Origin of the sequence: Sphingobium herbicidovorans, assembly GCF_002080435.1 — a bacterium.
Lineage (GTDB): Bacteria > Pseudomonadota > Alphaproteobacteria > Sphingomonadales > Sphingomonadaceae > Sphingobium > Sphingobium herbicidovorans.
Window position 1 is genome coordinate 166,481 of record NZ_CP020538.1, and the last position, 16,410, is coordinate 182,890.

A 16,410-nucleotide genomic window follows, 5' to 3' on the forward strand; every position below is an offset into this window, starting at 1 on the left:
GTCATTGGCCGTCCGGGGGTGCAGAACACCGGGGAAGGGGCTCACCCCCCTCGCGTGCGTTGGGGGTGGATTATTTCTTCGTCAGGACGATTTCGCCGCCTTGTTCGCTTGCCGCGAGATCGAGCGCCACCGCGAGCGTGCGCGCGAGCGAACGGCTGTCGGTGACGTCGAACCGGCCCGTGACCTTGAGCCCGGCGAGGGCCGGGTCGGCAAGGCGGATCGGCGCCGCGCCGGCCTTGTTCGCCGCAGCGAGGACTGCGCCGAGCGGCAGTTCGTCGGCGTCGAGCAGCGTCGCGGGCACCGGCGATTGCATCGCCGTCACGAGCTGTGGCCCGCTGGCGATCACGTCGGCGGCCTGGCCGGGGGCGAGCCGGAGGCGGTCGCCGCCGGCGCGCGACCGCACTTCGACCGCGCCCTTGATCAGCGTGATGCGCGGTGCGGCTTGCCTGAGGTCGACCTCGAAGACGGTGCCGAGCGCGACCGTCTCCGAGCCGCCGGCGACGACGACGAAGGGCCGCGCGGGGTCGTGCGCGACATCGAAGCGCGCGCGGCCGCCATTGAGTATGACGCGGCGTTCGCTGTCCGAGAGCTGCGGATTGACCCAGGCGCCGTCCATCAGGGTGACGGCGCTGCCGTCGGCGAGCTTCAGCTGACCCGGCAGCATCGGACCGGCGGCGATCTGCGGCGTGTCGCCGCGGCTTTGAAGATAGAATGCGAAGCCGATGGCGAGCCCGATCGCGGCGATTGTCGCGACCGCCCAGCGCAGGCTTCCCGGCGCATTGCGTTCGCTGCGCGCTTTCGCCTCGATGCGCTGGCGCGAGGTTCCCGCGGAATAGGCCCAGTCGTCGACCGCGCGCGCATAGGCCTCGGCATGGCCCGGCGCGGCGCGCCAGGCGTCGAACGACCGCCGGTCGGCATCGCTCGGGTCTCCGCGCATCCGGGCGGCCCAGTCGGCCGCCTCGCGCTGCTCGTGCGTCACGATTGCGCGTCTCGCGCCTTGCGGATCGCGACGAGGGCTTTGGCGATATGCTTTTCCACGCGCTTGACCTTCATGCCCTTGATTCTTGCGATCTCCGGATAGCTCAGATCGTCGAACCTGTGCAGCAGGAATACATCCCTTGTGGCGGGAGCGAGGCGCGCGATCGCATCCTCGACGCGGCGGATCATGTCGCGCGCCTCGAGCGCAGCGTGCGGATCGGGGCCGGCGATATCCTGCTCCTCATAGCTGTGATGCAGCGCGTGCAGATTGCGCACCCCCGAGCGCGCACGGTTCTTGAGGATGCTCCGCGCCGCGGCGGCGAGATAGGCGGCGGGGGCGTCGAGCAGCCCGGCGCCATGGCCCTTGGCCGAGAAGACGCGGCGGAAGGTCTCCTGAACGAGATCGCCGACCTCCTGCGGGGGGACGCTGCGCCGGAAGATGCTTGCAACGAGGGGGCGCTGCGCCGCGTAAAGCGCCTCGGCGCGCGCCATGCTGCCGAAACCCGCCCAGTCGTCGGGCGGCAGCGGATCGGCGGCATCGAGGCCGCGTCGTCCGTCCTTCTCGCTGTCGTCATAGTCCATCGCGTCCGCCTTCGAGGAGGCAGCGACGACGCCGGAAAGCCGGGCGTTGAGAACAGGTCGAGAAACCCGCGCCGCCGCCTTTGGCCCGAGGGCTTGGACATGCGCAGACGGCCACCCGGCAGGATGGATAAGGATATCGCTCTCGAACGGAGTTCTCACGCTCCGGCATCCGGCGCTTCGCTGCCCGATGCCGGACCAGCATAACCGGCTGTGCCGTAAGGGCAAGAGTCTGCCGGGAGACCGCTCGACTATGGACGGGATTCGGAAGGGGGCGGGGAGCCGGCCCTGGACTCGGCTGTGCTCGACCAGGTCGGTCAGAGGACGGAATTCACAAAGTCACGGCTGATGAGCGCGGCCCGAAAGGAGCGCGCACTGGCGGCGGCAGGCGCCGCCAGAGGTCGCGCGTCGCACGGTTGGCCGCGCTGCGCTCTTGGGCTCGCTGGTCTTGGCGCGGCGGCGGCTAAGCACAGCTGCGCGCGCACGCCGCCGCGCCTGCGGCTCGCCAAGGGCGCGAGTTTTCAGGCCCTTCGGGCCGGGATCGAGGCCGATCGTTTCGACATCGCCGCACGGCGCCGTTCGGGGCGCCGGAGTGATGCGGTGAATAGGCCGACAAACCCGGGCTGAGGACGCCGCGCTGCGCGCGGCGGCGCTTTGGTGGGCCGGCACCTCGGACATCGGCGCGGGCGGCGCACGGCCTGTGGGACCGCCCGGCGCCCGCGCAAGCCCGGCTTCGCCGGGCTCCTCCACTTCGTTCCGGCCGTGCGGGTGCGCGGCCGCCTTGCTGGGCGGTCCCCTGACCGTGGATTCGCCGCCCGCCCCGCTGTCCGGGGCCGGCCGCGGCGGATTTTGGTCCGAAGGAGACGCACCGTGAACGCATTCCCGCAATCCTTGGGCGAGGCCGCACCCTCGCGAAGCCCCGCGCGACCGGGCGACAAGGGCGCAGACAGCGCGGGCGGCGCGGCGACGCGCGGTCGTTCGCGCGGCAAGCGCCGCAACGGCGACGGGGCGGGCGGCGCTGCGCCGGGGGTGTCGCTCTATGACGAGGTAACCGCGCGCATCGTCGGCGAACTCGAGGAAGGGCGCATCCCGTGGGTGCGGCCTTGGGACGCCGCCACCTTCGCGCCGGGTCTGCCGCGCAACGCCGAAACGCGGCGCAGCTATTCGGGCATCAATATCCTCATCCTCTGGTCCGAAGCGGTGCAGCGCGGTTTCGCCTCGCAAGGCTGGCTGACCTTCAACCAAGCGCGGCAGGCGGGCGGACAAGTCCGCAAGGGCGAGAAGGGCATAACGATCTTCTACGCCGCGCGCTTCACCCCGAAGGGCGGCGAGGACGGCGCAGCGGTGGCGCCCGCTTCCGTCCCCGAGGGGCGCGGCGGCGCGGGAAGCGCGAGCGGAGAGGGGGCGACCGCTCGATTCCGTTCCTCAAGCGCTTCACCGTGTTCAACGTCGCGCAGGTCGAGGGCCTCCCCGAGCGGTGCACCGCGCCCGACCCCTTGCTCCTGCCGCGCGAGACGATCCCGGTTGCCGAGGCGCTGCTTGCCGCAAGCGGCGCCGATATCCGCATCGGCGGGGGCGAGGCCTATTATTCGCCGTCGGGCGACTTCGTCGCGCTGCCGCACCAGCAGGCGTTCCGCGCGCAGATCGACTTTTACCGCACCGCGCTCCACGAACTCGGCCACTGGACCGGCCACGGGTCGCGGCTGGGCCGCGACCAGACGGGCAGCTTCGGCAGCGCCGCCTATGGCCGCGAGGAGCTTTGCGCTTTATCTGGACAGTCTGCACCGCATGGCACTTTGCAGTAGGATGTGGTGATGGACGCCGACGGTAGGCAGTTATCAGGCTGGCCGTAGCGCTGACCCAAGAGCTGGCGGAGGCCAGCCTGATAACTGACGGGCCATAGGGCGCAACGGTGCGAGGTCAGCTTCCGGGTGGGGGGTCCGGGGGAGGGTTTCGCGCTGATGTCGATCATCTCTGTCTGCGAGCGTCGCGAGGCCAAGGGTCTCGATGCGCATGTGCCGCTGATCTTGCGCGACGACGCGCTTTACGATCCCGATCTGGATCGCTTCTTTCTCGACCTGCCGCTGTCGGGCGTCCGCTCGCGGCACTCGCTTCGCGCCTGTGCCTACGATGTCGCGGTCTGGCTTCGCTTTCTCGATGCCTTTGGCAAGACCGTGTGGACTGCGACCCGCGACGATGTGGTCGCCTATCATCGTGAGCGACGCCGCGACGAGGCTGATAACCGGATCACGGCGGCAAGCTGGAACCGGGCCGTCGCCAGTCTCGATCGCCTCTACCGCTGGGGCGAGCAGCAAGGGCTGATCGCCGAGGCGCCGTTCAGCCGCCGTGCCGTGTGGCGACCGGCGCAGGGCGGCCGTCGCGGCATGATCGCGGCGCGCAACGACGCCTATGAACGTGTCGCGAGGCGGTCGGATGTTCGGTTCGTCCCGATGGACGACTACCGCATTTTCCGTGAGGTCGGCCTGCGCGGTCTCGCCCCTGACGGCACCGAGCGCCCTGGCGCGCGCGATCGGAACGGGCTGCGCAACGCGCTGTTCGCCGATCTTCTCGTCACCACCGGCCTGCGCCTCGAAGAGGCGTCGTGCCTGCTCGCTGCCGAGCTCACGGCGATCGACCGCGAAGACGGTGATGGACAACAACTTTGGCTGCCTCTCCCGCCGCCGCTCACCAAGGGCGACCGAGGACGCAGCGTTCTGGTCCCGCGCCGGCTGCTTCGTCAGATCGCCGCCTATGTCGCCGTCGAACGGGCCGCAGGCGTTGCCAAGTTTGCCGCGCGCGATGGCGCGGCCAGTTTTGAGCGACCGATCCCTGTCACTCGCGCCGGTCTCGACCGCATGCGGGATATCTGCACCCCGGAGGAACGATGCCGCCTGATCCTGTGTGATGAGGATGGAACGCTCCGGGAGCCGGCGGCGCTATGGCTGACCGAGGTCGGGCAACCTGTCCGTCCCAACTCGTGGGAGGTGATCTTCACTCGGGCCTGCAAGCGGTGCGCGGAGAACGGTTTTCCGCTGTCGATCAGCCCGCACCAGCTTCGCCACACCTTCGCAGTCCATATGCTCGCGTTGCTGATCCAGCAGCGACTACGCGAAGCCGCATTGCCGGCGGGGGCGGTAGAGAGCTACCGGCTGATCTTGGGCGACCCGCTGCAACAGGTGCAACGCCTGCTCGGCCACGCGAGCCTTACGACCACCTATATCTACCTCGACCATATCGCGACCCGCGCCGATACGGTCGACGCAGCCGTAGAGGAGCTACTCGCGCTGCTGCCGGGACCGCAGGGCGCATGAGCGGGCGTCCCCGCAGGGGCCGGCCTGTCGCTTTCGCTCCGATCACCCCGGAGGCTGTGCAGCCCGATCCGGTGCTCGGCCTCAAGTTCACCATCGAGGCGCGGCATGGCGGGACCGTCCTGGTCGATATGACCGGGCTCGAGCCTCGTCCGCTCGCCATTGCCTTTGCCGGCGCGCTCCATCGGTCAGCGGCACTCGGCGGATCAATCGGTGCGGCCAGCGTCATCAAGCAGTATCTCCAGGTCTATCGTCACTTCTTCGCCTGGCTTGCCGACGAAGCGCCGAAGGTGGCCGGCATCAGTGATCTCCACGCGGCCCATATCGATGGTTTTTCCTCCACGCTCGAGCGACTCGGGAAGAGCGCGATCCACCGGCACATAATCGTGGGCAAGGTGATCAACACATTGCGCATGATGGAGGCAGATCGGCCCGACCGGATCGCGCCCGACCTGCATGAGCGGCTTCGTTACACGTTGGCCACTTCGGCAGGTCGCTCGACCCCGCGCGATGCCTACAGTCCGTTCGTCGCTCGCGCACTGCGCGACGCCGCAAGGGCCGATATCGAAGCGATGTTCCGCCGTTTCGGCGCCGATGACGACCACACCGATGAGGGCGATCCGATCATCGCCAGGGCGCGCGCTGAAGTCGAAGCGGTCATCGCGCGGCAGGGCTTTATCGTCGCAGACCATCCCGCGCTGAAGAGCCTCTATTTCATGCGCGCACGGCGCGGCCTGCCGATCAGCACGCTGGTCGATGACCTGCATCGCCGCCATCATCTTCACGTCACCGATATCCCCCCATTGTTCGTGCTACTTTCGCTCGATACTGGCCTGGAGCCCGAGTGCTTGAAGGCGTTGACGGTTGATTGCCTGGCCAACCCATCCGCTGGCACTGTCGAGTTGCGTTACCTGAAGCGACGCGCCCGCGCTGCCGAGCACAAGAGTATGCGCGTGCGCGACGGCGGCATCGGCACGCCAGGTGGCCTTATCCGCCGGCTGATCGAGGTCACGGCAGTTGCGCGCCAACATCTGTCCGCTGATTGTCTCTGGGTCTACCACAACGCTGGCGGGCTGCACGCCGGTATTCGTCATCCGCGCGAACGTCTCGATGCGTGGGTGGCTCGGCACCGGATTGTCGATGACGACGGCAAGCCGCTCTACCTTCTGCTTTCCCGCCTTCGCAAGACCCACAAGGCGCTGTGGTACACCAAGACCGAAGGGCATATGGCTCGGTTCGCGGTCGGGCATAGCCGTGAGGTCGCCGCGCGCCATTACGCGGATCTACCCTCGCTCCGGCCCCTGCACGAGGCCGCGGTCGCCGATGCCTTCCGCGAGGCGGTCGCCGCTGCGATGCCGACCATACTCCCGCCCACTGCGGAGCAGGCACTGCGCGAAGGGCCCGAACAGGCCGCGCCGCTGATGCCGCCAGATACGGTCGATCCGCTGCTCGACGGCGAACAGGATGTCTGGCTCGCCGCTTGTGCGGGCTTCCATCGCAGTCCCTTCGCCGAGGTTGGTTCGCCCTGTTCTCAGCCTTTCTGGGGGTGTCTCCATTGCCCCAACGCTGTCATCACCGCGCGCAAGCTGCCCGCGATCCTGGCCTTCCTCGCATTCGTCGAAGATCAACGGCAGGGCCTGCCTGGTTCTGACTGGATGGCCAAGTTCGGGCAGGTTCATGCCCGGATAGTCAACCAGATTCTGCCAGCATTTTCCGATGCGGTCGTCGCCGAAGCGCGGCTGCGCGCAACCGACGAGCATCTCTATCTCCCGCCCGAGACGCGCGCATGACGGCCCCCGCCTATGTCCCGGCGCTCGCGTTCGATGATCGGCCCGTGTTGACGATTGTGCCGCTCAAGCCGGGCCATTCCCGTGAGGCACTGTCGCGTGTCGGTGACCCGAGCTGGGATCTTGGACCCGCTGTTTTCCGCGAGAACGCCCGGCGCTGCCATGTCACCGTGCATTTCGACGTGCTTGAACATGCCGATGTGCAGGCGACGATGCGCGCCTATCTCTATGCCCGTCTCAACGTCGATCTCCCCGGCTACCGTCCGAAGCTATTGCCCGCCTGTATCCGGCAAGCGTTCAATCGGGCGCGGCGCTTCTTCGGTTTTGCGCGCGGACGACTGGGTGTGCTCGACCTTAGCCGCATCGATCCCGCGCTGATCGATGCTTATGCCCGCCATCTGCGTGATGATCCCGCAAGGAGGCCCGTCATCGTTGGCCACCTTCTCGAGGTGATCATCGATCTATACCATTACCGCGACCATCTTCCCGGTGGCGGCCTGTCGTTTGAGCCTTGGGAAGGACGGGCTCCTGCGCGCGTCGCTGGCTATCGGCATGTCCGGGAGAACCGCACACCGCGTATGCCCGAGGGGATCATCACCCCGCTGCTGGCCTGGTCGCTGCGCTATGTCACCGTCTTCGCGCAGGATATTTTCGCGGCCCGGCGTGAGCTTGATCGCCTCGAAGCCCAACGTGACCGCTGGTTTGCTGCCGAACGGGGACTGGCACACGCCGAGCGTCGTCAACGGCAGCGGATGCGATTGCAGCGCTATTTCCGGTCGCGCGCGCGGCAAGGCCGAGGCGTACCGGTCTGGGTAAGCCCACCCAACGGATCTGCCTCCATCGATCCGGCCAGCGGGACGACCATGCCAGTCGTCAACGTGCAGCTTCTCCATCTCCACGTCGGGGTCGACGCCGCCGCAGAACCGGCGATGCACCTTACTCTCGCTGGCGGTGCTTCCGATCTCATTGAAGCTGCCATCGCGGATATGGGCGTCGAACCTGGCGGTATGGATACGCCGATCTCGATTGATCCCGATCGTGGTTTACCATGGCGGCCCCGTTTCGATGCCAAGTCCCTTATCCTCGAAGAGCGCATGCTGCAGGCGGCAGCCTATGTGGTCTGCGCTTATCTGACCGGGATGCGCGATTGCGAGGTGCAGGCGATGCGTCGGGGATGCCTGACCCTCAAGCGGAGTGAGGATGGCGTCGTGTCACGGCACCGCGTGCGTTCCACCGCCTACAAGGGCAAGGGTAGCGGGGGAGCGCCGGCCGAGTGGGTGACCATTGCTCCTGTCGCTGATGCGATCAGTGTGCTCGAGCTATTGTGCAAGCGTGCGGCCGACGCTCGCGGCCTTGATACACTCTGGCCCGTGCTGTCACTGACGCGGAGCCGCAAGTCGCACGTTTCCGCGGAGATCGTCCGTCAGATCAACGCCTACCGTGACCATCTCAACACGCTGTTCGGTTCGGACGAGGCGCCCGCTATTCCGCCAGGACCGGACGGCAAGCCCTGGCGGATTACGACCCGCCAGTTTCGCCGCACCATTGCATGGCATATCGCCAACCGCCCCTTCGGAACGGTGGCTGGCATGATCCAGTACAAGCATGCCTCCGTTGCCGCCTTCGAGGGCTACGCAGGAAGCAGCGCCTCCGGGTTCCGCGCCGAGGTGGAGACGCAGCGCGGACTCGGCCAGCTCGACGACTTGCTCGATTATTTCGACAGGCGGCGAGGTGGGGCCTCCCTTTCCGGACCAGCGGGCCGGCGCATCGAGCGCGTCCTCGATGAGACGGCCACGCAACTCAGCCCATTGCCAGCGATGATCGCCGACCGGTCCCGTCTGCGCACCATGCTCGCCAGCCTTGCCCGCACCCTGCATGTCGGCACGCTGGCCGATTGCTTCTTCGATCCGGCAACAGCCTTGTGCCTCAAGCGTGCGACAGATTCCTCGGCGAACCGGCCGTTGACAGCACTTTGCGAACCGACCCGCTGTCCGAACGCCTGCATCGCCGAACGTCACCGGCCCATCTGGGAGCGGAGCGCCACCGAGGCGCGGATGTTGCTGCGCGAGAAGCGCCTGCCTGGATTGCAACGAGCAGCGCTCCAGCACGAGGTTGACCGGATCGAGGGCGTGCTGGCCCAGATCGCGCCTGAAGGCGCGACGCCGCCCTTTCGGGCGGCGGTAGAGGGAGAGGAGGGCCTGGAGATGGGGTGACGGGATGAGGAGCGGGAGAGGCCTGCTTCGCCCGTCGTGGAGATCGAACATGTCCCGCTCATCAGCGCCGGCCGAGCGCGCCGACGTTTATACCCGCATCACCACCGAGATCATTGCCGCCATCGAGGCGGGCGCGGGCACCTGGCGCATGCCCTGGCATCATGATGGCGCCGCCGTCACGCGGCCCGAGAACTTCTCATCCCATAAGCGCTACCGGGGCGTGAACGTGCTCGCGTTGTGGGCGGCCGCACAGGTGAGCGGCTATGCCAGCGGCCTGTGGGGCACCTATCGGCAGTGGCAGGCGGTCGACGCCCAGGTTCGCAAGGGCGAACGCGGCACGACAGTCGTTTTCTGGAAGCAGGCTGCGTCCAACGTCGATCAAGACCATGACGATGGCGATCAGCGGCCCGGTCGTATGTTCGCTCGCGCTTTCACCGTGTTCAACCTCGCGCAGGTCGAAGGTTATGAGCCTGCGCCGGTCACCCTATTGCCGGAGACCGAACGCCTCGCCCATGCCGAAGCATTCGTCGCGGCGCTGAACATTCCGATCACCGAAGGCGCCTACGATGCCCATTATCGCATCGATCTCGACCAGATCTTCATGCCGCCTTTCTCGGCGTTTCACGATGCAGCCGCTCACATGGGCACCCTGCTGCACGAGTCCGGCCACGCCACAGGGGCAAAGCATCGGCTCGACCGCAACTTCCAGGACCGGTTCAAGCGCGATTGGCTGCCGATCGAAGAAGCCTGCGCCGAACTCACCGCATCGTTCGTCCTGGCGGACCTCGGCATTGCCCATCATCCGCGCCCCGATCACGCCGCCTATGTGGCATCGTGGCTCAGTGCTCTGAAGAAAGATCCACGGGCGATCTTCACCGCCGCCAGCAAGGCCCAGCAAGCCGCCGACTGGATGTGGGCGCAGCAGCCCCAGCGCGAGGAGTTGGCAGCATGACCAGCACCTCCGCTCGACCCCCAAAAATTCAAATTAGGGCTGGACTGTCAGGATATGTGGCTGAACTGGCAAGCGCCTTCCTCTGCGCTTCGCTCGGCATCGCGCCGACCGTCCGCCACGCCGATTATATCGGAGCGTGGCTCGCGATCATGCGCGCCGATACGCGCGCGATCTTCAAGGCCGCGAGCCTCGCCTCGAAAGCGGCGGACTATCTGCTCGGATTTGTGCCGGATGCCGCGCAGGGCGCGGCGGCCGCCGCCGAAACCGCGCGCGGCGGGGACATGGCGCGCCCCGATGCGACGGACGAGGAGGCGGGGCAATGATCCTGCTTCCCGCGCATCTGCGCTTCGCGCTCAACGCCAATGGCCTGACGGGCCGCATCCACGCCGCGCAGGATAAGCGTTTCGACCCGCGCCCGGTGGTCAAATTCTTCAATCCCATCGGCGCGGCGACATGGCTCGCGACCGAGATCGACGAGGACGGCGATACGCTGTTCGGGCTGGCCGACCTTGGTTTCGGCTGTCCCGAACTCGGCTGTTTCTCGCTCCGCGAAATCGAGGACGTGCGCTTGCCGCTTGGCCTCGCCATCGAGCGCGACGAACATTTCGAGAGCCTCGCGCCTTTGTCGGTCTGGACCGACACGGCGCGGCGCTCGGGGACGATCATTCAGGCCGAGGCGGCGCTGCGCCGCAAGGCGCGCGATGCGCGCGCTTCCAATTCTTCCCCTTCGCCGAACCCCGGCGCGGGCGAATCCCCGGCGCCCGAGGGCGAGGAGCCGGGAGAGCATCCGGCGCCGCCGTCGGCGGCGAATGACGAGCTTCCGCCAGACTAGGCGGCAAGGCGAGGCGGCGCGCCTTCGCCGTCAGGCCGGTTTCCGGGGGCATTCCCCCGCCCATGGAAGTCCCGGGCGCGGAAACCGGAAACCGGCCACCCCAATGAATGGAGTGACGACATGAAACTCGATTTTATCCCGCTCGACAAGCTGTCGGTCGATCCGGCCAATATGCGCGCCAAGGGCCGCGACCCCTATGTCGGCGATATCCTGCCGAGCATACGCAAGCGCGGCGTCCTTATTCCACTGCTCGTCCGTCCCGGCGCGGAAGAAGGGCATCACCGCGTGACGGCGGGTCGGCGGCGCTTCACATGCGCCAACATCGTCGTCCGCGAGGGCGGCCCGGCGCGCCCGCTACCCTGCGCCATTCTCGAAGAGGAGGACGACGCCGACGCCATCGAGGCATCGATGCTCGAAAATCTCGCGCGCGTCGCGCCCGACGAGGTCAGCCAGTGGGAGGCGTTCGTCAAGCTGGTCAAGGCGGGCCGCAAGGTCGAGGAGATCGCCGCCGACTTCGCTTTCGAGGTGCCGACGGTGAAGCGCATCCTCGCGCTCGGCAACCTCCTGCCGCGCATTCGCTCCCTCTACCGCGCGGGCGATATCGACCAGACGACGGTCAAGCAGCTGACGCTTGCGAGCAAGAGCCAGCAGACCGCCTGGCTGGCGCTGTTCGACGACCCCGACGCCTACTGCCCGAAGGGTCTCAATTTGAAGGGCTGGCTATTCGGCGGCCATGCGATCAAGGCCGCGCACGCGCTGTTCGACGTCGAGGAAGCCAAGCTCGCGGTGATTGCCGACCTCTTCGACGACGAAAGGTTGGTCGCCGACGCCGACGCTTTCTGGACGCGCCAGATGGCCGAGGTCGAGGCGCGCCGCGCCGCCTATATCGAGGACGGCTGGAGCGATGTCGTCATTCTCGAACGCGCCCCGCGTTTCCATCGTTGGGACCATACCCAGACGAGCAAGCGCAAGGGTGGCCGCGTCTATATTGAGGTGCACGGGACCGGCGAGGTCGAGTTCCACGAGGGATTTCTGACCGACAGGGAAGCCAAGTCCCGAGCCAAGGCCGAGGCGGGACCTGTGACCGAGAAGCCGGGGCGCCCCGAGGTCACGAGCTCGATGGGCACCTATATCGACCTGCACCGCCACGCGGCGGTGCGCGCCGAACTCGCGAAACATGGCGGGGTCGCGCTCCGCGCGATGGCCGCGCATATCATCGCGAGCGCCGACCATTATCGCGTTGAGGTCCAGTCCTATGTCTCGGCGAAAGACGAGGTGCAGGAGAGCGTCGAGACGTGCGGCGCCGAAGTGATGTTCGACGAGCGCCGCCGCGCGGTGCTTGGCGTTCTCGGCTTCGACGGAGAAGACCTCACGGTCACCGCGCGCCGGTCGGGTCACCGCCAGTTCGCGCCGATCTTCGCGCGGCTGCTCGAATTGCCCGATCCGGTCGTCCTCGAAATCCTTGCCATCGTCATGGGCGAAACGCTCGCGGCGGGCAGCGAGGCGGTCGAGATGATCGGTCAGTATCTGGACGTCGACATGGCGAAGCTCTGGACCCCCGATGCCGCATTCTGGAACCAGATTCGCGACAAGGAGGTGCTCGGCAAGATCGTCGCCGAGGTTGCGGGCGATGACGTCGCCGCCGCCAATTCGGGGCAGCAGGCGAAGGTGCTCAAGACCATCGTCGCCGATCATCTGGACGGCGCGAACGGGCGTCCGAAAGTCGAGGGATGGGTGCCGCGCTGGATGCGTTTCGCGCCGAGCGCCTATACCCCGCGCGGCGGGGTCGGGAGCGTCGCGGCGCACGATCGGATGCTCCACATCATCGCCCGCGCCGCCGAGGCCGACGCCATGCGCGAAGCCGAGGCGGCGGCGGTCGAGGCCGAGGCGGATGCCGGGAGCGGCACCGCGACCGAGGCCGATGCCGATACCGGAGATGCGGGTGAAGGCACGGCGGCGGACGGCGACACCGCGCTCGCGGCCTGACTTGATGGGAAGGGCGGCGGCGCGCCGCCCTTCCTCTCGCTTGATCCTGTTGCTGCCCGGAGGCCCGGCGCGCCGCCCCTGACGGGGCGGCGCGGGGAGGGTGGAAAAGTCACGCGCCGGGGCGCGCCGCGAACGATCGCAGCGCGCCCCGGCGCGTGACTTTGCGTTGGTTCTGCTGTTGCCGCGCGGCAGGCCTGCGGCGCCGCGCGATGTCTTTTGTCAGGATTGGGGCGCCCTGGCGCCGCGCTCAGGCGAGCAGGCGGCGGAGGAAATAGACGCGGAACAGGTCGAGCAGCGCCTCGGCGGCCTCATTGTCGTTCGCGTGCGCGACCACTTCGAACCCGCCGTCGGCCGCGGGGCTATATTCGAACGGATGGAGCCCCGAGAGGCGGAGGGCAGCGGGGTCGAGGCCGTCGCGGCGGATCGCGGCCAGCGCCTCGTCGTCGAGCGCCAGCCCGATCCAGATGCCCGCGCTGCGCGCGGCGATCATGTCGAGGTCGCGCCTGTCGGCCGCGATGCTGAGGCTTGCCCGTCCGTCCATTTCGGTCCCCTGTGCGGCCGTTGCCGGCCCCTGTCGATCGTCTGAAAAGCGGTCAGCCGTCCCCACGAATCCGGCGCCCGAAGCCGAAGTCCATGCATCGAAATCACCGTCTTGGCCACCGGGATTCGTCTGCGGCCGTCACCGCTCGCCGCATCGCAGCCGCGTCGCTCCTGTCTCCCCACCGGCACCCTTCCGGGGCTTGGGAAGGCGGTCTGGAACGGGACGGCGGCCGCGCAACGGGCGCGTTCGCGCTATTTTCCCCGCCGGCTGCGCCGGCTCCTCGCGCCGGTGCCGGGGGCACCCAAAATAGCGCGCGCGCACGTCCTCCGCTGCGCTGCGACCCTCCGGGTGCGCCGCCGCCTGATGCCCCGTCCTCGTCGTCCGCCACGCCCCGGGATGGTCCCGGCGGTGCATTTCAAGGAGACGAACCATGGCAGCAATCGGCTTTGTGAACGGCAACATGTCCGACGGATATCGCGGCCAGCTCAAGACGCTTTCGATCCGCGCCGAGATCGAAATCCGGGTCAACCGGACCAAGAATGGCGACGCCCAGCCCGACTTCCGGGTCTTCTCGGACAATGTCGAGATCGGCGCCGCGTGGGTCCGCACCGGGCAGACGTCGGGCGAACCCTATGTTTCGCTCAGCCTCGCGGCGCCCGAATTCGGTCCGCGCCGGCTCTACGCGAACCTCGGGCGCGCCGCCGGGCAGGACGACGATGATACCTACGCGCTGATCTGGAATCCGGTCGACTGACGTCCACCCCGCCTCGCCCCCGCGCCTTTTCCGGCGCGGGGGCTCGTTTTTCGCTGGGTCATTCTTCGAGCCTCTCCGCCCGGCGCACCGAAGCGCATCTCCGGCGCACCAAGCGGAACCGAACGGCACCGCGCACCAATGAGCCGGAGACATGAAGGATGAGCGAGCAGGATGACGAGATCATAAGGGCGCGGACGGCCAAACATGGCAGCCCCTTCCTCAACACCGAGCAGGCGGCGGCCTATCTCGGCCTTTGTCCGCGCAAACTCCAATATATGCGCAGCCGCTGCATCGGACCCCGATATCGGCTCCACAGCCGCTTCATCCGTTATCATATCGACGATCTCATCATCTGGTCGCGCTCGACCGCGCCCGCCGACGATGCGCCGAAGCCGCGCGCGAACCGGAAGGGGAAGGGCGATGCGTGAGCGTCCCGACCTCCCGCTGATCGCATGGGGCGAAGCGCTTCGTGCTGCGCGTCTCGCGCGCCAGCGGCGCCAGCTTCGCTTCGCCTTTGCGGCGTTCGGCATTGGTGCGCTTGGCCTTACCATGGCCGTGCCGCCGACTCCGCGTCTTGTCTGGAACGTCAGCGCCAGCGCGCCGCGCGGCCTCTATGTCGTGAGCCCCGGCGTGCCCGTAGTGGCAGGCGACATGGTCGCCGCGCGGACCCCCGCCCCGTGGCGGATGCTCGCGGCAAAGCGCCATTATCTGCCCGCCAATGTGCCGCTGGTGAAGCGCGTCGTCGCCGCGCGCGGCGATGTCGTGTGCGCGCGCGGCCCCGACATTTCGATCAATGATATTCCTGCTGTGACGCGCCGCGCGCGCGACGCCATGGGGCGCATCCTGCCATGGTGGGACGGGTGTGTCCGGTTGGGCGGCGGCGATGCCTTCCTGCTCATGGCGAGCGAGGATGCGTCGTTCGACGGGCGCTATTTCGGGGTCACGCGGGGGCGCGATATCCTTGGCAGGGCGCATCTCTTATGGGCGCGCTGAGACGCCGCGCGGCGCTGCTCGCCGTCCTCCTGTCGTTTGCCGCTGGACCCTGTTTTGCGCGCGAAGGGGCGCCGTGGCGTGACCATGTCACCGCCGCCGCCGCGCGCTTCGGACTTCCCGAAGAGTGGGTGCTCCGCGTCATCGCCGCCGAGAGCGGCGGGCGAACCGAGCTCGGGGGCAGGCCGATCACCAGCCATGCGGGCGCGATGGGCCTGATGCAGGTGATGCCCGCGACCTGGGCGAGCCTGCGCGCGCGCTACCGCCTCGGACCCGATCCGCACGACCCGCGCGACAATATCGTCGCGGGCACTGCCTATCTCCGCGATATGTATGATCGCTTCGGTTATCCTGGGCTGTTCGCGGCCTATAATGCGGGGCCCGGACGCTATGGCGAACATCTCGCGCGCGGCCGCCCGCTGCCGCGCGAGACGCGCGATTATGTCGCGAAAATCACCGGGCAGGCGGCATTGCCGCGCGCGGTGGTGACGAGCGCGCGACCCACGCAATCGGTTGTGCCGCACGCACACATCGACTCGATCTTCTTTGCGCTAAGCGAGCGCGCGGGCCCCGCAGCGCCTGAGACAACGCCGCAGGCGGAGGCACCGGCAGCCATCAATCTTGTGGCGCCCGAACAGGGTGCGGCGCGTGCGGACCCGCTCTTCCTGCTGCGTAGCGGCGGCGATGATAAGCGCTAGGACATCGGCCCAGCGCCGGGATGAGAGGGTGGGGCTCGTCTCGGCAAGGCCGAGTATGACGGGCGGCGGTGCGGCTGTGCAAGGCCGGCGGGTGCCCCCCAATTTGCTGCGCAAATCGGTTCCCCCCACCGCCGCTTCGCGGCGCCTGCGCTGCGCTCCGGCGGCCCTGACAGCCGCGCCGCCGCCCGTCCCTGAAACATCGTTCCCGACTTGGGGGACGGTCGATTTCAGGAGGATATCATGGTCGATGTTGCAATCTCCGGTGCTGCGGATCGCGTGTTCGAACGGCTCGTTTCGGGACTCGAAACCGAGTTCGGAAGCGCGGCGGCTGAGGGGCTGGCGCGGGTGTTTGTCGAAGCCGAAGGCGGCGATTTCTACTGGGAGGCGCGCGAGAAAATGCGCTGGCTCGGGCTCTGGGAAGGTCTTGATGAGGAGCAGGTGGATGCCCTCGACCGGGTGGCGGTCGCAGGCGTTTTCGACGGGCGCTGCTATGTCGCGGTGCTGCTTATGGATGGCTGGGACGCGGTGCAGGCTCTGCTCGGGGTCCGGCATTTCGAGGAACGGGCGGCGGCGGATGACGCCTTTGCCAAAGCCCATTGATCGCTATCGGCGGTTGGACGGGAGCGGCGCCGGTGCGGCGCTGCTCCCTTGTTTTTTCCTCGTCGCAGAGTGGGGTCGCGGATGGAGCGGCGGAGCGGTTTCGAGCAGGAAGCGGAGAAGGCAAGATAAAAGCAGAGTCTCGCAAGGCGAGCCATCTTCTTGTCTGCACATCCTTTTTTACGAGATGCGGCC

The 16,410-nt window shown here is 67.8% G+C and carries 16 protein-coding genes and 1 pseudogene; 14 read left to right on the forward strand and 3 right to left on the reverse strand.

Translation table 11 applies throughout. The features are described from left to right. Positions 1-70: 70 nt before the first annotated feature. Both B6S01_RS00830 and B6S01_RS00835 read right to left on the reverse strand, forming a co-directional pair. The gene (locus tag B6S01_RS00830; protein ID WP_051908346.1) at positions 71-979 is read right to left on the reverse strand and encodes a FecR family protein; all 909 of its coding nucleotides are present in this window, start codon (positions 977-979) and stop codon (positions 71-73) included. Further along, positions 976-1,560 (reverse strand): RNA polymerase sigma factor, encoded by a 585-nt coding sequence (locus B6S01_RS00835; RefSeq protein ID WP_051908344.1) that lies wholly within the window; start codon positions 1,558-1,560, stop codon positions 976-978. Before B6S01_RS00835 ends, B6S01_RS00830 begins: the two co-directional genes overlap by 4 nt. 1,092 nt (positions 1,561-2,652) lie before the next feature. Here B6S01_RS00835 and B6S01_RS21980 point away from each other — a divergent pair. The 9 genes and pseudogenes from B6S01_RS21980 to B6S01_RS00880 form a co-directional block, all read left to right on the forward strand. Further along, positions 2,653-2,832, forward strand: a pseudogene (locus tag B6S01_RS21980) (ArdC-like ssDNA-binding domain-containing protein); the annotation flags it as partial. Positions 2,833-2,996: 164 nt separating this feature from the next. After that, a complete protein-coding gene (locus tag B6S01_RS21985) occupies positions 2,997-3,362 on the forward strand; it encodes a zincin-like metallopeptidase domain-containing protein (protein WP_322788857.1) in 366 nt (121 codons plus the stop codon). 156 nt (positions 3,363-3,518) lie between these two features. Beyond that, a complete protein-coding gene (locus B6S01_RS00850) occupies positions 3,519-4,868 on the forward strand; it encodes a tyrosine-type recombinase/integrase (RefSeq protein WP_015449377.1) in 1,350 nt (449 codons plus the stop codon). Beyond that, a complete protein-coding gene (locus tag B6S01_RS00855; RefSeq protein WP_037465845.1) occupies positions 4,865-6,655 on the forward strand; it encodes a hypothetical protein in 1,791 nt (596 codons plus the stop codon). The genes B6S01_RS00850 and B6S01_RS00855 overlap by 4 nt, the downstream gene beginning before the upstream one ends. Continuing rightward, entirely contained in the window at positions 6,652-8,865 is a 2,214-nt protein-coding gene (locus tag B6S01_RS00860; RefSeq protein ID WP_015449375.1) for a phage integrase, read from the forward strand. Before B6S01_RS00855 ends, B6S01_RS00860 begins: the two co-directional genes overlap by 4 nt. Positions 8,866-8,914: 49 nt before the next feature. After that, entirely contained in the window at positions 8,915-9,817 is a 903-nt protein-coding gene (locus B6S01_RS00865) for an ArdC family protein (protein WP_015449374.1), read from the forward strand. Between the two features lie 56 nt (positions 9,818-9,873). Next, complete coding sequence (locus B6S01_RS00870) at positions 9,874-10,140, forward strand: zincin-like metallopeptidase domain-containing protein (protein WP_322788858.1); 267 nt, start codon at positions 9,874-9,876, stop codon at positions 10,138-10,140. Then, positions 10,137-10,649 (forward strand): DUF2958 domain-containing protein, encoded by a 513-nt coding sequence (locus tag B6S01_RS00875; RefSeq protein ID WP_077148360.1) that lies wholly within the window; start codon positions 10,137-10,139, stop codon positions 10,647-10,649. Before B6S01_RS00870 ends, B6S01_RS00875 begins: the two co-directional genes overlap by 4 nt. A 171-nt stretch (positions 10,650-10,820) precedes the next feature. Continuing rightward, complete coding sequence (locus tag B6S01_RS00880) at positions 10,821-12,635, forward strand: ParB/RepB/Spo0J family partition protein (protein WP_234810777.1); 1,815 nt, start codon at positions 10,821-10,823, stop codon at positions 12,633-12,635. Between the two features lie 247 nt (positions 12,636-12,882). Here B6S01_RS00880 and B6S01_RS00885 read toward each other — a convergent pair whose 3' ends face one another. Next, complete coding sequence (locus B6S01_RS00885; protein ID WP_037468476.1) at positions 12,883-13,176, reverse strand: hypothetical protein; 294 nt, start codon at positions 13,174-13,176, stop codon at positions 12,883-12,885. 430 nt (positions 13,177-13,606) lie between these two features. On the opposite strand from B6S01_RS00885, the gene B6S01_RS00890 reads away from it, so the two are divergent. From B6S01_RS00890 to B6S01_RS00910, 5 genes are all read left to right on the forward strand, one after another. Further along, positions 13,607-13,930: a DUF736 domain-containing protein gene (locus B6S01_RS00890; protein WP_037468478.1), complete on the forward strand. Its 324-nt coding sequence runs from the start codon at positions 13,607-13,609 to the stop codon at positions 13,928-13,930. Between the two features lie 158 nt (positions 13,931-14,088). Then, the gene (locus tag B6S01_RS00895; RefSeq protein ID WP_051908552.1) at positions 14,089-14,358 is read left to right on the forward strand and encodes a helix-turn-helix domain-containing protein; all 270 of its coding nucleotides are present in this window, start codon (positions 14,089-14,091) and stop codon (positions 14,356-14,358) included. Continuing rightward, positions 14,351-14,923: a S26 family signal peptidase gene (locus B6S01_RS00900; protein ID WP_037468480.1), complete on the forward strand. Its 573-nt coding sequence runs from the start codon at positions 14,351-14,353 to the stop codon at positions 14,921-14,923. Before B6S01_RS00895 ends, B6S01_RS00900 begins: the two co-directional genes overlap by 8 nt. Further along, on the forward strand, positions 14,911-15,618 hold the full coding sequence (locus tag B6S01_RS00905; RefSeq protein WP_077147482.1) for a lytic transglycosylase domain-containing protein: 708 nt from the start codon (positions 14,911-14,913) through the stop codon (positions 15,616-15,618). Before B6S01_RS00900 ends, B6S01_RS00905 begins: the two co-directional genes overlap by 13 nt. Before the next feature lie 240 nt (positions 15,619-15,858). Then, complete coding sequence (locus B6S01_RS00910; RefSeq protein WP_037468482.1) at positions 15,859-16,218, forward strand: hypothetical protein; 360 nt, start codon at positions 15,859-15,861, stop codon at positions 16,216-16,218. Positions 16,219-16,410 lie beyond the last annotated feature (192 nt).

Coding starts and splice junctions, on each gene's coding strand:
- B6S01_RS00835 (WP_051908344.1), bottom strand. CDS start 1,560: ATGGACTATGACGACAGCGAGAAGGACGGACGACGCGGCCTCGATGCC.
- B6S01_RS00850 (WP_015449377.1), top strand. CDS start 3,519: ATGTCGATCATCTCTGTCTGCGAGCGTCGCGAGGCCAAGGGTCTCGAT.
- B6S01_RS00855 (WP_037465845.1), top strand. CDS start 4,865: ATGAGCGGGCGTCCCCGCAGGGGCCGGCCTGTCGCTTTCGCTCCGATC.
- B6S01_RS00860 (WP_015449375.1), top strand. CDS start 6,652: ATGACGGCCCCCGCCTATGTCCCGGCGCTCGCGTTCGATGATCGGCCC.
- B6S01_RS00865 (WP_015449374.1), top strand. CDS start 8,915: ATGTCCCGCTCATCAGCGCCGGCCGAGCGCGCCGACGTTTATACCCGC.
- B6S01_RS00875 (WP_077148360.1), top strand. CDS start 10,137: ATGATCCTGCTTCCCGCGCATCTGCGCTTCGCGCTCAACGCCAATGGC.
- B6S01_RS00880 (WP_234810777.1), top strand. CDS start 10,821: ATGCGCGCCAAGGGCCGCGACCCCTATGTCGGCGATATCCTGCCGAGC.
- B6S01_RS00885 (WP_037468476.1), bottom strand. CDS start 13,176: ATGGACGGACGGGCAAGCCTCAGCATCGCGGCCGACAGGCGCGACCTC.
- B6S01_RS00890 (WP_037468478.1), top strand. CDS start 13,607: ATGGCAGCAATCGGCTTTGTGAACGGCAACATGTCCGACGGATATCGC.
- B6S01_RS00895 (WP_051908552.1), top strand. CDS start 14,089: ATGAGCGAGCAGGATGACGAGATCATAAGGGCGCGGACGGCCAAACAT.
- B6S01_RS00900 (WP_037468480.1), top strand. CDS start 14,351: ATGCGTGAGCGTCCCGACCTCCCGCTGATCGCATGGGGCGAAGCGCTT.
- B6S01_RS00905 (WP_077147482.1), top strand. CDS start 14,911: ATGGGCGCGCTGAGACGCCGCGCGGCGCTGCTCGCCGTCCTCCTGTCG.
- B6S01_RS00910 (WP_037468482.1), top strand. CDS start 15,859: ATGGTCGATGTTGCAATCTCCGGTGCTGCGGATCGCGTGTTCGAACGG.